We start from the raw sequence: 14,325 nt of genomic DNA, 5'->3' as shown, positions 1-14,325 counted from the left end.
CATGCAGGCCATGCTGGAAGTGAACGGTCTCTGCCATACCTTCTCCGCAAAGGACGATGCGGGCGTCGCTGTGCGGGATCTGTCGTTCACGGTGGAGACCGGGCAGCTGGCCTGCATCGTCGGTCCTTCGGGCTGCGGGAAGTCGACGTTGCTGCGGTGTATCGCGGGACTGATCGAGCCGACCGGTGGCGAAGTGCGCCTGCACGGTGATCCGGTGTCCGGAGTGCCCGACGATCTCGCGGTCGTCTTCCAGGACTACAGCAGATCGCTGTTCCCGTGGTTGTCGGTGCGGCAGAACGTGGAGTTCCCCCTGCGGTGGCGGGACCTGAGCCGAGCCGAGCGCAGGGAGCGGGCGATGGAGGCGCTCGGCTGGGTCGGGCTGCCCGACGCCGGGGCCAGGTATCCCTGGCAGCTTTCCGGCGGCATGCAACAGCGGGCGTCGATCGCCAGGGCACTGGCGAGCAGGCCGGCGTTGCTGTTGATGGACGAACCGTTCGCCTCGGTGGACGCGCAGACGAGGTTCGAACTGGAGGACCTGCTGCGCGGCGTGCAGCGGGACCTCGGCAGCACCGTCCTGCTGGTGACGCACGACATCGACGAGAGTGTCTATCTCGGTGACCGCATTCTGGTGCTGTCTCCCTCGCCGGCGTCCATTGTGGCCGACCTCCAGGTGGATCTCCCCGCTGAGCGTGATCAGATCATCACACGAGAGTCCGCAGGGTTCGTGGCCTTGCGCGGGGAGGTAGCGCGGTTGCTGCGTGGCGGAACGCAGTCCGCAGCGGTGTCGTGATCAGTTACGGTTCCTGCGGCCTGCTGGCGGGTCCGGTTTCGTCGTAACCGACCACGGGAGCCACTTGGTGACCGAGAGCGCTGGCCCCGATCAACCGGCGTGCGGCGAGGTTTCCCATCGGCATGAACGTGGCGGCCTGGGCGTCGCGCCACATGCGCTCGAACGGCAGTGCCTTGCTGTACGCGGCACCGCCGACGACGTCGACCAGCCGCTGCAGCACGCGTACGGCGTTGTTGCTCGCCACGTACTTGACCAGCGCGCAGCGCGAGATGCCTTCCTGCACGCCGAGTTCGAACAGTCTGCCACCGCTGACTTCGTCCGCGTGCCGGTGAATCAGTGCGCGGGAACTCTCGACGAGGATCTGGCACTCACCGATCGCGTCCTGCAGCACCGGATCGCTACTGCGGCCGCGAGTCGTGACCTGACGGCAGGCCCAGTCCAGCGCACCCGCCGCGATTCCGGTGTAGACGGTGGCGAAAGCAGGCATGGCCCAGGCCCACACGGTCTCCAGCACCCTGGCGTCGAGGTGCCTGACGGGCAGGGAGTGCACGACGGCGGAGTCATCGACGAGCACATCGGTGAGCTCGAGGTCGTTGCTCTGGGTGGCCCGCATGCCCATGGTGTTCCAGGTCTGGTGGATCCGGACGCCGGGCTGGTCCAGGGCGATCTGGCAGAGCAGCAGGCGCGGGCCGCCTTCGGCATCCTCGTACCGGGCAGTGGTGGAACAATGGGTGGCGACGGAGGTGTTCGTCGCGAAGCTCTTCCTGCCGGTGAGCCGGAAACCCTCCGGCACGCGGACGGCCTTGGTCTTGGCATCGGTCATATCGTTGCTCAGTCCCATTTCGCTGGTGACCGACGCCCAGACCAGAGTGCCCTCGGCTGCCTGGCGAAGCAGGCCTTCAAGGCGTGGGTTCCCGGTTCGCCGCCAGACACCCGCCCACTGGCCGAGCGGGGAGATGTGCATGGTGACCGCGAGCGCGGTGGCGCCGTCACCCATGGCGAGGCGTTCCAGCACGGGCAGGATCTCGGGCAGGCCCGCACCGAGCCCGCCGAGTTCTGTGGGGACGGTCAGTCGCAGGAACCCGGCTTCCCGGAGATCGTCGTAGTTCCGGAAGGGAAAGGTGTTCTGCTCATCGAACTCGGCGGCTCGCTCGGCGAACTTGTCCGCGAGGACGCCTGCTTGCTCGACGAAACGACGTTGAGTGCCGGTCAGGCATGGCTGCATGGATAAGCCCCAGTTGCTCGGTCAGTACAGGGTCTGTGGGTTGGGATCGACGCGAATATGGATCAGATTGGGCTGGTCATCGGCGAGTGCGGCGGTCAGCGCGGAGGACAGCTCGTCGGGCTCGGTGACCTGATGGGTGCGGCAGCCGAGGGCGCCTGCGATGGCGACGAAGTCGATGCCATGGAGATCGACTCCGGGTAGCTTCTCGCCGCCGATCGCCTCACCGAGGATGCGAACGGCGGCGTACTGCGAGTTGTCCATGATGACAAAGGTGACCGGGACGTGCTCCTGCGCCGCTGTCCACAGTGCCTGGATGCTGTACATCGCCGAGCCGTCACCTATGACGGCGACGACGCGTCGCTCGGGGCGGGCAAGTGCCGCACCGATCGCGGCGGGTAGGCCATAGCCGAGGGTGCCGCTGGCGACGGTGAGGAAGCCGGTGTCGCGAGCTGTGATCGGTAAGTGCTCGTGCAGGGCGGTGCGGTGACTCGGTGCCTCCTCGACGACGATGGCGTTGCCGGGCAGCGTCCCAGCCAAAACCGAGTACACAAAGGATGGTGAGATCGGCACGGTCGCTTCGGGTTTCGCGGGCCGTGGCATTGACGCGGGTGGGGTACGGCGGCTCTGCGGGAGCCGGTCGCAGAGGTGCCGGATGGCGAGGCGCGGTGTCGAGCGGATGCCGAGACCCTGCGGGGCGCGCGCGAGGATCTGTTCGTCGTCGCTGATCAGGAACAGGGGCGGTAGCGAGGTTTCCGGCTCTCCACGGTGGACGTGGTAGGTGAAGGCTGGCGCGCCCAGGACGAGTACCAGGTCGTGGGCGGCGAGGGCCCGGGCCAGCGCGCGGCGTTCGGGGTGCAGGAAACCGAGAAACAGGGGATGGTCCTCGGGGAAGGAACAGCGCGAGGACATCGGGCTCGCCCACACCCCGGCGTCAAGCCGTTCCGCGAGCCGGACGAGATCGTCCACCGCATCGTCGGCGTCAACGGCAGGGCCCACGACGATGCCGGGTCGTTGGCAGTTGCCGAGTGCGGCCGTCAGTTCCTCGATGGCTCCGGGATCGGGGGCGAACCCGGATATTCGTGGCCGGACGGGAACCGGCAGGGTTTCGGTGTCCCAGTCGTCGGCGGGCACCGAAACGAAAGTCGGTCCCTGTGGATGCTGTGTGGACACGTGGAAGGCGTGCGCGAGTGCGGCGGGAACATCCTCGGCGCGGGCTGGTTCACAGGCCCATTTGACGTAGGGCCGGGGAAACGTGGTCGCGTCGGTGGCACCGAGAAACGGTTCCCCCGGCAGCAGTGAGCGAACCTGTTGTCCGGCGAGCACGATCATCGGCGTGCGATTGCGGTAGGCGGTGAAAACATGTCCGAGGCCGTGGCCGACGCCGCCTGCGGAATGCAGGTTGACGAGCACCGGCCGCCTGCCTGCCTGCGCGTACCCGTCGGCCATCGCCACCGCCACGGACTCCTGCAACCCGAGCACATAACGGAAATCCCCGGGCCAGCCGGTCAGGAACGGAATCTCGGTGGTGCCGGGATTGCCGAAAACGGTCGTCAGCCCCAGTTCACGCAGCAGATCCCGGGTGACGTCCCGTACCGTGCCCATGCCCCATCAGCCCCAGTCGCGTGTCGTGTGGTGCACGACACTAACGGGTAGGGGCAAGTGTTTGTCAGTGGTTGACGGAAGATTTCCGGCTGGGAAGTGCCGCCGGTACGAATGCGTCCATGCGTGGTGTTCCGTCGTATCCGCCCTCCGGATCGCTCAAGCCGAAGAGCTTGCCCACAGTCGGTGCGACATCCACCGTTCGTGCCTGCGCCGAGGAGACCGCGCCCTGACGGACCACTGGATGGCCGCCCGCGACGAAGAACGGAATCGGCTCGGTGACCGGATGGCCATGGTTGCCGGGGATGGGGTTGGACAGCACGGCGGGTTCGGTGAACCGCCATCCGGCCCTGCAGTAGGCGACGAGGTCACCCGCCTCGGGGCCCAGCCGTAGCTCATCCGGTTCGTGTACCGACAGCACGCCGGGAGTGTCTGCTGCCAGATCGCGCATCCGGGCGAGCGCGGCCTGCCGCCGCTCGGCGGGCCCGGTGAAGGTGAGTAGGTCAGCGCCGCCGTTCTGGGCTACCACCACCGCACCCGCCAGCAGCGGGTCGGCGTCCATTCGCGGCTGCAGTGAGATCACGCGGTGTGGCAGGGACCAGTCCATGGAGTGATCGGCAAGCACGAGCAGCACACTGGAGGACCAGCGCCCGGTGCTCTTGAGGTGTGTGACGAACCGGCCTACCTGTTGATCGGTGGAGACCAGTGCGGCCGTGCGTGCTGCCCGCAGGGTCGTACCCGTGAGATCGCTGTGGCCGACACGGTCCACGTCGCCGAGGTTGACGAACACGAGTTCCGGATCGGCGTGCTCCACCATGGAAATCAACGCGTCGGTCGTGGCGAGGTCGGGTGCGTGCTCGCTGACCGGGACGATCGGGAAGGGCTCCCAGCGCACGCTCGCGCGCTCGCCGAAAATGCCGTACAGGTAGGTCTTGCTCAGCACGCTGCCGGTGACGTGACCGCTCTCGCGCAACCTTTCGAGGAGCGTGGGGGCGCGCAGGTCGGAAGGCCGGTCGAGGGTCCGGATCCTCGCCTCCGCCCGGTCGTACACGGAGTTCGCCGGCACGCCGGAGCGATTGGGACGTATGCCGGACATCATCATGGTGTGGTTGGGAATGGTCTCCATGACCGGCAGTGACCTGGCGGCGGGAAAGTGGGTTCCACCGTCGCGCAGCGAAAGCAGGTTCGGGGTGCGCAGCGGGCCGATCTCGTCGGGCCTGCAACCGTCGACGACGAGTACATAGACCCGTAGCGATCCCGAATGCTGCTGGGCGAAGGCGGTACGCGAACTCGCGGAGAACACCAAGCCCGCGCTGGTGCCGGTGGCGAGACGGAGGAAGTGCCTGCGGCCGACGCTCATCGCAACGGCTCCCGCACCTGCTGGACCCGCTGGGTGCTCGCGGGAACGGCGAACGAAACGGCGTGCCGGGCGCTGCTGCCGGGATCGGTGCGGTCGGCGAGTTCGAACCAGTCCATCTGTACCTGCCGGGCAGAGACCTCGATCACGGAGTAGCCGTGCGAGTCGAATTCGAGGTGCTTGATGTGCGGGTTGTTGGCGCGAATTGCGGCCTCCACGGGCAGCGATGCCGTTCGTGGAGGCACTCGGAGGATGTCGTCGAGGTTGTCGCTGGTGACCGAGGTGCAGACCAGTTCGGTACCGACGGAGTTGCGGTTGAGCGGGTAGGTGAGTGGATCCGCGGGGAGTTCGCAGGCCCATGCCGAGTGGATGTCGCCGGTGAGGAACACGGTGTCCTGCACGCCGTGGTCGCGCAGGGTGCTGAACAGTTCGGTGCGGTCAGCGGTGTAGCCGTCCCACTGGTCGACGTTGTAGGGAGCGCCCTCGACCGGAGGTCCGGTGAGCTGGGAGAGCGCCTGCAGCTCCCTGGTCGACAGCGTCGACGGGAAGCGGACCGGGGCGATCATCACCGGGTTGCCGACGAGTTTCCACTGTGCGCCGGAGTCCACCAGGCCGGAGGTCAGCCAGCGCAGTTGCTCGTCACCGGTGATGGTGCGGTCGGGATCGTCGGCGGCGCGATCGAGCGGGTTGTCGACCTGCTTGCTGCGGTATGTGCGCAGGTCGAGCATCGAGAGTTCGGCCAGTGAGCCGAACGTGAACCGGCGGTAGAGACGGCCGCCCGCCTCGTAACGCACGGGCATCCACTCGGCGTAGGCCTGCTGCGAGGCGGCCCGCCGATCGGCCCAGGTGCCTTCGGCGGGCTCGGTGTGGTTCTCGGCGCCGCCGGACCAGGCGTCGTTGGCCGACTCGTGGTCGTCCCAGGTGACGACGAACGGCACGTGCGCGTGCAGGGCCTGCAGATCCGGGTCGGTTTTGTACTGGGCGTGGCGCCGCCGGTAGTGCTCGAGCACGGTCATCTCGATCGGCGGGTCGTGCGGGCGCACCACGGTGTCGCGGGCCTGGTACTCACCAGGCGCGTACTCGTAGAGGTAGTCGCCCAGATGCAGGACAAGGTCCAGATCCTGCCGGTGCGCGAGGTGCCGGTAGGCGGCGAAGTGACCTGCCTGCCAGTTCGCGCAGGAGACCACGCCCATCCGCAGCCGATCGACGGGAGCACCGGCGGCGGGCGCGGTCCGGGTCCGGCCGGCCGGAGAAACCGCCCCGCGGAACCGGAAGCGGTACCAGTACCAGCTGTCCGGATCAAGCCCGCGGACGTCGACCTTCACCGTGTGATCGCGGGCGGGACCGGTTGCGGTGTCACCCTGCGCCACCACGGTCCGGAACCCCTCGTCCAGCGCGACCTCCCACTGCACGCGGACGTCTGGGCCGGCGCCGGAGCCCGGGCGGGCGTCCTCGGTGGGAGTCACCCGCGTCCACAGCAGTACCCCGTCCGGCAACGGGTCGCCCGAGGCGACACCGTGTGCGAACGCCGCAGGCACACCGCCGGAGGGAGCCGCGAAGGCGGCCCCGCCGACCAGCCCGGTCCCGGCCACCGCCACCAGCGTCCCACCGGCCCGTAGTACGTCCCGTCGACTCAGCGCGCTCATGCGCGAACACCTTTCACGATCCCCCGCCGGAAGTCACTATCGAGCGACACCCGTTCAGGAGAATTTCAGTAGCGCGTCGTCAGGCAGCCTGGATCCAGTCCTGGCATCCACTGGTCTCGAACAGTTCCCCCTTGTTGATGGTCACCGTCCCGGGACCCTCCAGGATGCTGTTGTTGATGATCGAGCCGAGGTCACCCGAGGTGTCCTTCAGCCGCGCCCAGTAGCACGGCAAACCACCGTCGGGGCCCGCCGTTTTGTACTTGCCTGGCTGGACGTCGACACCGACCTCCCACGTTCCGGGTCCGAACTCCACCTTCGGGCCGGGCGGAGGTGGAGGTTCGGTGGTCACCGTTTCGGTGACGGTTTCCGTCACGGTCGCAGTCACGGTGGTCGTTTCGGTTTCGGGCGGGGCACTCGTGATGGCTGCTGCGGTCATCGGTGAGCCGGTAGTGGAGCCACAGCCGGTGAGTGCTCCCGCAGCGATCCCGGCGGCCAACGTGCTGAATGCGATGACGAGCTTGCTGTTCATAGACATGGTCTTGCCTCTCACGAATCAGTTCTGCGGTGCGTTCGGGTACCAGGAGGTGACGGTGGAGACGAGGTGCAGCAGGTTCTGCGTCCGCATGATCGGCGCGGAGGCTTCCGGCTCGAAGTCCCGCCTGGCCTCGGTGCGGCGCCAGATGCCGGATTCAGATACGGGAGCACTCATGTGCGGGGCCAGCGTGGCGAGGAAGGCAGTGATGTCGTCCTCGTCGATCTCCTTCTCCCGCAGCGCATGAAAGCTGCCGGCGAGCACGCGGAGCATGCCGACCGAGCCCAGCAGGGAGCGGCTACGCAGGTCGGACGGGCTGAGGGTGCCCTCGGCGACGTCTGCGAGTTCGGTGAACGCGCCAGTGATGCTGTCCAGGAAGCTGTGCACGCCCTCGACTACGGCTTCTTCTGAGAGTTCGGCCTCCCTGCGCTTGCTGATCCGCCCACCGACACCGACTGCGACAGCCTTCGTCAGGTCCGCGACGTGCTTGGCGCCGATCAGATTGACGTTGTTGCGGGTCATCCGGTCCTGCTCGAGGTCGACGCGGCCCTTGAAAAGCGCGTGGTCGAGCACCCGGTCCAGCGTCCGGTTGGCGATCTTGGAGCCGTCGAACCGGGCCCGCAGCGCCGTGGAGATGCCTTTGGCGTTGTCGGCGACGTCGACGAACATCTGCCGGGCGAGCACCGAGTTGGGTTCGACGTAGATGTCGAGACCGATGGACTCGTGCTCCAGGCGCGTCAACGCCGCACGGAGCTCGACGAGCTTGGCCTCGATCCTGGCGGAGCGGTCGGCAGAGCGTGCGCGGGTGAGATCCCGTTCGGCCTTGGCGACTTCCTCGGAGAGCCTGCGCATCTCCAGTCGCGTGCCGAGGATCCGGTGCTGACCGTCAATGGTGCTCAGGGCGCCGAGGGCGCCGGTGGACCACGGGATCTCGAGATAGCCGACCTTGTCATCGCTGTTGTCCAGCGGCTGGAAGTCGCAGCCGCCGTTGTCCCTGGCCAGGAGGGCGGGAGCGACCCAGCTGTCGTGCTTGGTGACGTACTCACCGAACGCCTTGGCGTGGCGGGTGTCGACCTTCCGGTTGTCCGGGTCGGGCTGGGCCGGGTCCGGCACGGGCAGGATCTTGTCCAGGTCGAGCAGCGGGACGCGGGTGCTGTAGACGGTGCGGCCGCCCTGCACGCTGCGCATCGCGAGGTAGGTGTCGTAGCGCCTGCCTGCGGTGATTCTGGTGGTGTCGACGGTCAGTGACATGGGTTTCTCATCTCTTGGTGTGGTTGGGAAGTTCGCCGTCGGCAGTGAGTAGGCGGCGAAGTTTGGTGAGTGCGCGGTGCTGGGTGACCCGGACCGCGCCGGACGTCGAGGACATCGCGTCGGCGGTCTCCGTGCTGGTCAGTCCCACAACGAGCCGGAGAACGACGATGTCGCGGTGTTCCTTCGGGAGGGTGTCGAGCAGGGCGCCGAGCCGTTCGCTGAGCTCGTCGCGAAGAGCTGCTTGCTCGGGGCCGGGTCGATGGTCGGGCACGTCGGGCGCTTCCGCGATCAAGGTCGCCCGCTCCCGCATGTTCCTGCGGTGGAAGTCGGAGACCTTGTGCGCGGCGATGCCGAAGACGAAGGCTGTGAACCCGGGGCCAGTCGCCCGGTAGCTGGGGAGCGCCTTCAACACGGCGATGAGCACTTCCTGCGCGATGTCGTCCGCAGAGGCGTAGGTGCTCTGTGCCCGCCCGGTGTGCGCGCGGCAGTACCGGATGATCTTCGGCCGTAGCTCGGCCAGCAACTCGTTGAGCGCTGCCCGATCGCCGGCCACGGCGGCCGCGACCAGCGCCTCGGCGTCCGGGTCCTCGTTGCTGAGCGAATTCATGAGCGCACCTTCGGGGCGGGAGAAACAATCCGACTGGGTGTTGACGGATAGAGTGAAGCATCTGAGATGTTCACAGTCAACAGGTAGTTCGTTGTCATGTTAGGGTTACGCCTGATTACACTGGAGGTTCCCATGTCAGACGACGCCTTGGTGACGGCGGCAGATGTCGCACGCCTGGCGGGTGTCGGTCGCGCGGCGGTGAGCAACTGGCGCAGGCGACACGCCGACTTCCCCGAGCCGGTGCTGGGCTCCGGAGCGACACCGTCGTTCCGGTTGACGGAGGTGGAGCGCTGGTTACGCCGGCAGGGCAAGGTGTCGGGGGATCGTCCGGCGGAGGCGCTGTGGCGCGCGCTCGACGCAACCAGGGGTGATGGTGGCGTGCCCGAGGGGGTAGCCGACGTCGCGACCTACCTCCGCAATCCGGAGTCGGCGGCGGTACTCGAGCCCCGCGTACAAGCGGTCCTTGACGACCTGGGTGACGAGTCGCCGGACGAGCTGATCGAGTTGCTGTGTACACGGCTGTTCGAACGGCAGCAGCGCCAACACCTGGCGACGCCAGCAGAGCTGGCGCGCATTATGGTCGAACTCGCGGCCCCGATTGAGGGCACGGTCTTCGACCCGGCATGCGGGCCGGGCAACGTGCTGCACGCGGCAGCCGAACGCGGTGCCGACCGGCTGGTGGGGCAGGAGATCAATCCGGGGCTGGCCCGGCTCGCGCAGGCCAGACTGAATTCACGGGACATCGCCGAGGGCGACGCGTTACGTGCGGATGCCTTCCCTGAGCTGCGGGCCGACGCGGTGTTGTGCGATCCGCCGTTCGGCTACCGCGACTGGGGGCACGAGGACCTCGGCATCGACCCACGCTGGGAGTATGGCTACCCGGTGAAGAGCGATCCGGAGCTGGCCTGGGTGCAGCACTGCCTGGCCCATGCGAAACCGGGAGGTTCGGTGGTGCTGGCGCTGCCTGCCGGAGTGGCATCGCGCCGTTCGGGACGGATGATCCGGCAGGCGCTGCTGCGCCGCGGAGCAGTACGCGCGATTATCGCCCTGCCCGCGGGCGTGTTGATGTCCACGGGTATCGCAATCCACCTGTGGGTGCTGCGCAACCCGGATCAGGGTGCCGTCGACCCGATAATGCTGGTGGACGCGAGTCGTCACCAACCCGAACGTCGTGGCCGGGCCGACTGGTCGGCGCTGCGCGAGGAGGTACTCGGGGCGTGGCGGCAGTACGTAGACAGCGGGTCGGTCGAGGAGATCGCCGGGGTGCGGCGGGTGGTGCAGGCCATCGACCTGCTCGACGAGGACGTGGATCTCACCCCGAGCCGCCATCTCCCGCCGCCCGCGATGGAGCTCGACGTTCCCGGCCTGGAGCGCACCCGGACGGAGCTGATCCGCACGCTCGGTGAGCTGCGCGAGCTGCTACCGGAGATGCGGGCGGAATCGCGCACGCCACGCGCCTACACCACCATCAACGACCTGGCACGAGCCGGTGCGCTGGTTCTGCGCCAGCAGGTCAAGCAGTTGGACCTAAACGAAAGCGAGGACGCCGACGGCCCGCTCGTGCTCACCGGACGGGACGTGGCCACCGGCAGTGAACCGACCGCGCGGCTGAATGACAACCAGATGGACCAGATCGCCCTGGAACACCTGCGGCCGGGTGACCTCGTGGTGCCGCTGCTGGTGGCGGGAGACGGGCGTCCGAAGCCGCGAGTCATCACCACTGAGGGCCTGGTGCTCGGCCCCAACCTGCAATTGATCCGGGTGGACGACGAGCGGCTCGACGCAGATTTCCTCGCCGGGCATATCCGTGCGTGCACCAGCCTCAGAGCGAGCAGCAGCACACTGTCCGGCGTACACCGACTCGACGTGCGGCGCATCGAGATCCCGGTGCTGGACATCGGACTGCAAGAACGGCTCGGCGCTACGTTTTACGAGCTGGCGATGTTCGCGGACGGAATCCGGCAGGCCGCGAACCTGGGCACCGGACTGACCCGCAGCATGACCGACGGGCTGGCCGCAGGCACTCTCGCACCATTGGAGTAGAAACATTCGCTACGCCCCGACCGACAAGACGATCGTTACCCGCAAATCCCTGAGGGAGAACCTGTGAGCACGACGAACACCCGGCTGGCGAGCTTCATCTGGTCGGTGGCAGACCTGCTGCGTGGTGACTACAAACAGTCCGAGTACGGCAAGGTGATCCTGCCGTTCACCGTGCTGCGCAGGCTGGACTGCGTGCTTGCGCCCACGAAGGACAAGGTGCTGGCGCGCAAGGCGGAGCTGACGGGCAAGGTCCAGAACATGGACCACATGCTCAAGAAGGCTTCGGGGGTGGATTTCTACAACACCTCGAAGCTGGACTTTCAGGCTGCGGTGCGGGATCAGGACAACGTGGCGAACAACCTAAGGTCCTATATCGGCGCGTTCTCGGACAATGCTGGCGAGATCTTCGAGGCATACGAGTTCCAGACGCAGTTGGCCCGGCTGGACGGGGCGGGGCTGACCTATCAGGTGGCGTCGAAGTTCGCCGAGATCGACCTCAGTCCGAAGACGGTAAGCAACCACGAAATGGGCTACGCGTTCGAGGAGCTGATCCGGCGGTTCTCGGAAATCTCGAACGAGACCGCGGGTGAACACTTCACCCCGCGCGAGGTGATCCGCTTGATGGTCAATCTGTTGCTCGCGCCGGACGAGCAGGAGCTGACCACGCCCGGCGTGGTGAAGACGGTACTCGATCCCGCCTGCGGGACGGGCGGGATGCTCACCGCGGCCGAGGACTTCATCCTCGAGCACAACCCGCAGGCGACGGTCGTGCCGCACGGGCAGGAGCTCAACGCGGAGTCTTACGCGATCTGCAAGTCGGACATGATGATCAAGGGCGAGAACGCCGGAAACATCAAGCTCGGCAACTCGTTCAGCCAGGATCGGCACCACAGCAAGAAATTCGACTACCTGCTGGCCAACCCGCCGTTCGGGGTGGAGTGGAAGAAGGTCAAGGACGAGGTCGAGAACGAGGCGAAGGTCGGCCACGCCGGCCGCTTCGGTGCCGGATTGCCGCGTATCAACGACGGGTCGCTGCTGTTCCTGCAGCACATGATTCACCACATGAAGAAGCCTTCGGAAGACGGTGCCGGCTCGCGACTGGCGATCGTCTTCAACGGCTCGCCGCTGTTCACTGGCGCGGCCGAGTCGGGCGAGTCCAAGATCCGGCAATGGATTCTGGAGAACGACTGGCTCGAAGCGATCGTCGCCCTGCCCGACCAACTCTTCTATAACACGGGCATCTCCACCTACTTCTGGATCCTGTCGAACCGGAAGGACAAGGCGCACCGCGGAAAGGTGATCCTGCTCGACGCACGGGAGCACTGGGCAAAGATGCGCAAGTCATTGGGGGACAAGCGTAAGTACATCCCGGACGAGGAGATCGCGAAGCTTACGGCGCTGTATGGCGAGGCGCTGACGGCGGCGGAGGATGCCGAGCACCCGATGCACGAGAAGGTGAAGGTCTTCGCAACGCGCGACTTCGGCTACCGCCGGATCACCGTGGAGCGGCCGCTGAAGCTGCGCTTCGAGGTCACCGAGGAGACGCTGGCGGAACTGGAGGTCGCCAAGCCTCTGGCGAAGTACGAGCACCGGGAGAAGCTGGTTGATGCGCTGCGCCCGTTGATAGGGGTGTCAGCGTTGTTCTCCCGCGCCAAGTTCGCCCCAGTGCTGGCGGAGGCACTGTCACCACTGGGCAAGCTACCCGCCGCAGTCGACAAGGCAGTGTGGAATGCGGTATCGGTCAGCGATCCGGAGGGTGAGCTGCAGCTCGACAAGAAGGGCAACCCACTGCCGGACACCGACCTGCGTGACAACGAGAACGTGCACCTCGACGAGGACATCGACGAATACATGGCCCGCGAGGTGCTGCCGCATGTGCCGGACGCCTGGGTAGACCACGACAAGACCAAGATCGGCTATGAAATCCCGTTTACACGACACTTCTACAAGTACGTGCCACCAAGGCCGCTCGAGGAGATTGACGCCGAACTGAAGGACCTCGAGACTCAAATCCAGCGCCTTCTCAATGAGGTGACCGAGTGAACCTCCGCCTTCGCCACCTCGCCGACATCAACCCGCCCACTCCCGAATTTGATCGCCTCTCTCCAGACGATGAAGTTACTTTCATGCCGCTAGAGACGGTATGGGCGGACAGCAGGGTTGATATGAAGCGAAAGCGGCCCAAAACGGAGGTCTCTACCGGCTATACCCGATTCCGGAACGGTGACGTGGTCGTCCCGAAAGTCACCCCGACTTTTCAAGCAGGGCGGTCGGCTATAGCGAAGGGCCTTTTGGGTGGGATTGGAGCCGGCAGCACAGAGCTACACGTGTTAAGGCCAAAGCTTACGGTTGATGCTCGCTTCCTCCGCTATGTGGTGCTGTCCGCACCCTTCCTGACTGAGGGCGTCACCGCCTTCCAGGGCGTTGCGGGCCTACAACGCGTTCCAGATGACTTCGTCCGGGATTTTCCTGTCGCCGATATTCCCCTGGAGGAGCAGCGGCGCATCGCCGACTTCCTCGACGCCGAAACCTCCCGGGTCGACCAACTCGCGCAACTGCGGAAGAAGTTTCGCGCTACTCTTTTCGGTCGATTTGATTCGGAAGTTAAGGCTGCCACAGGTAGACTGTTGGCGTGGGGCGGCTCTCGGTCCCAGGCTCTTCCTGTTCGCAGAGTTGTCTCACGTGTCAAGACACGAGCAACTCCTCCCTCCGCTGGTCGAAACTATTTCGGAGAAAACAAAGCAGGAGTACCATGGTTTGCTCCGGCCAGTTTTGTTGGTGGAATCCAACTCGGGCAGCCGCAGAAGCATCTGTCATCGGAAGCTGTTGCAGACGGAGTGGTCCCGCGTTTTGAACCGGACTCCGTTTTGATCGTTGGAATCGGCGCTACTGCTGGTAAAGTGGCGTACCTGGACTTTCCGGCGTCGGGTAATCAACAGATAACGGCCATCGAAACGAATAGGTTGATAAGCTCCAAGTTTTTAGCCTGGCAGTTGTGGGCTGCTCAATCTGAGATTCTAGATCTTGCCCCATACACGACCTTGCCAATTGTCAACAACGATTTCCTGCGCTCGTTTCCGGTCCATGTGCCAGAGCGAAGAGTGCAGGAGGATATTGTGGACCGTATAGAATTGTCTTGGAGGCATCTGGCCGATACGGGAGATGCTATTAAACGGCAACTCGACCTTCTCGCGGAGCGGCGGCAGGCGCTCATCACAGCGGCTGTCACTGGGCAGCTCGACGTGACCACCGCTCGCTCGGGGGTGCGCTGAGCC

11 protein-coding genes are annotated in these 14,325 nt (G+C 65.9%); 4 read left to right on the top strand and 7 right to left on the bottom strand.

All coding sequences use genetic code 11. The features are described from left to right. Window position 1 precedes the first annotated feature (1 nt). Window positions 2-790, top strand: coding sequence for an ABC transporter ATP-binding protein (locus D0C15_RS12745; protein ID WP_116044498.1), 789 nt, complete (start codon window positions 2-4; stop codon window positions 788-790). Window positions 791-794: 4 nt separating this feature from the next. On the opposite strand, the gene D0C15_RS12740 is transcribed toward D0C15_RS12745, so the two are convergent. From D0C15_RS12740 to shbA, 7 genes are all read right to left on the bottom strand, one after another. Further along, window positions 795-2,015 (bottom strand): acyl-CoA dehydrogenase family protein, encoded by a 1,221-nt coding sequence (locus D0C15_RS12740; RefSeq protein ID WP_116044496.1) that lies wholly within the window; start codon window positions 2,013-2,015, stop codon window positions 795-797. 21 nt (window positions 2,016-2,036) lie between these two features. Beyond that, a complete protein-coding gene (mdlC, locus tag D0C15_RS12735) occupies window positions 2,037-3,617 on the bottom strand; it encodes a benzoylformate decarboxylase (protein ID WP_116044494.1) in 1,581 nt (526 codons plus the stop codon). 64 nt (window positions 3,618-3,681) lie between these two features. Then, on the bottom strand, window positions 3,682-4,974 hold the full coding sequence (locus tag D0C15_RS12730; protein ID WP_116044491.1) for an alkaline phosphatase family protein: 1,293 nt from the start codon (window positions 4,972-4,974) through the stop codon (window positions 3,682-3,684). Beyond that, a complete protein-coding gene (locus tag D0C15_RS12725; protein WP_116044489.1) occupies window positions 4,971-6,617 on the bottom strand; it encodes an alkaline phosphatase D family protein in 1,647 nt (548 codons plus the stop codon). Before D0C15_RS12725 ends, D0C15_RS12730 begins: the two co-directional genes overlap by 4 nt. Window positions 6,618-6,696: 79 nt before the next feature. Next, window positions 6,697-7,146, bottom strand: coding sequence for an Rv1352/Rv1906c domain-containing protein (locus tag D0C15_RS12720; protein ID WP_116044486.1), 450 nt, complete (start codon window positions 7,144-7,146; stop codon window positions 6,697-6,699). A gap of 24 nt (window positions 7,147-7,170) precedes the next feature. After that, complete coding sequence (locus tag D0C15_RS12715; RefSeq protein ID WP_116044483.1) at window positions 7,171-8,400, bottom strand: DNA sulfur modification protein DndB; 1,230 nt, start codon at window positions 8,398-8,400, stop codon at window positions 7,171-7,173. A 7-nt stretch (window positions 8,401-8,407) separates the two neighbouring features. After that, window positions 8,408-9,007 carry an RNA polymerase sigma factor ShbA gene (shbA, locus tag D0C15_RS12710; RefSeq protein ID WP_116044481.1) on the bottom strand — a complete coding sequence of 200 codons (600 nt, stop codon included), beginning with the start codon at window positions 9,005-9,007 and terminating at the stop codon, window positions 8,408-8,410. A gap of 132 nt (window positions 9,008-9,139) precedes the next feature. Between shbA and D0C15_RS12705 the strand changes: the two genes are divergently transcribed. From D0C15_RS12705 to D0C15_RS34115, 3 genes are all read left to right on the top strand, one after another. Next, the gene (locus tag D0C15_RS12705) at window positions 9,140-11,050 is read left to right on the top strand and encodes an N-6 DNA methylase (RefSeq protein ID WP_116044479.1); all 1,911 of its coding nucleotides are present in this window, start codon (window positions 9,140-9,142) and stop codon (window positions 11,048-11,050) included. 63 nt (window positions 11,051-11,113) lie between these two features. Next, window positions 11,114-13,093, top strand: a complete 1,980-nt coding sequence (locus tag D0C15_RS12700) for a type I restriction-modification system subunit M (RefSeq protein WP_116044477.1) — start codon at window positions 11,114-11,116, stop codon at window positions 13,091-13,093. Continuing rightward, window positions 13,090-14,322 (top strand): restriction endonuclease subunit S, encoded by a 1,233-nt coding sequence (locus D0C15_RS34115; protein WP_162830061.1) that lies wholly within the window; start codon window positions 13,090-13,092, stop codon window positions 14,320-14,322. Before D0C15_RS12700 ends, D0C15_RS34115 begins: the two co-directional genes overlap by 4 nt. Window positions 14,323-14,325 lie beyond the last annotated feature (3 nt).

It is taken from the genome of Amycolatopsis palatopharyngis, assembly GCF_003385185.1.
Lineage (GTDB): Bacteria > Actinomycetota > Actinomycetes > Mycobacteriales > Pseudonocardiaceae > Amycolatopsis > Amycolatopsis palatopharyngis.
The sequence above is the reverse complement of the archived record's forward strand: the minus strand, read 5'-3'. Positions and strand labels throughout refer to the sequence as shown.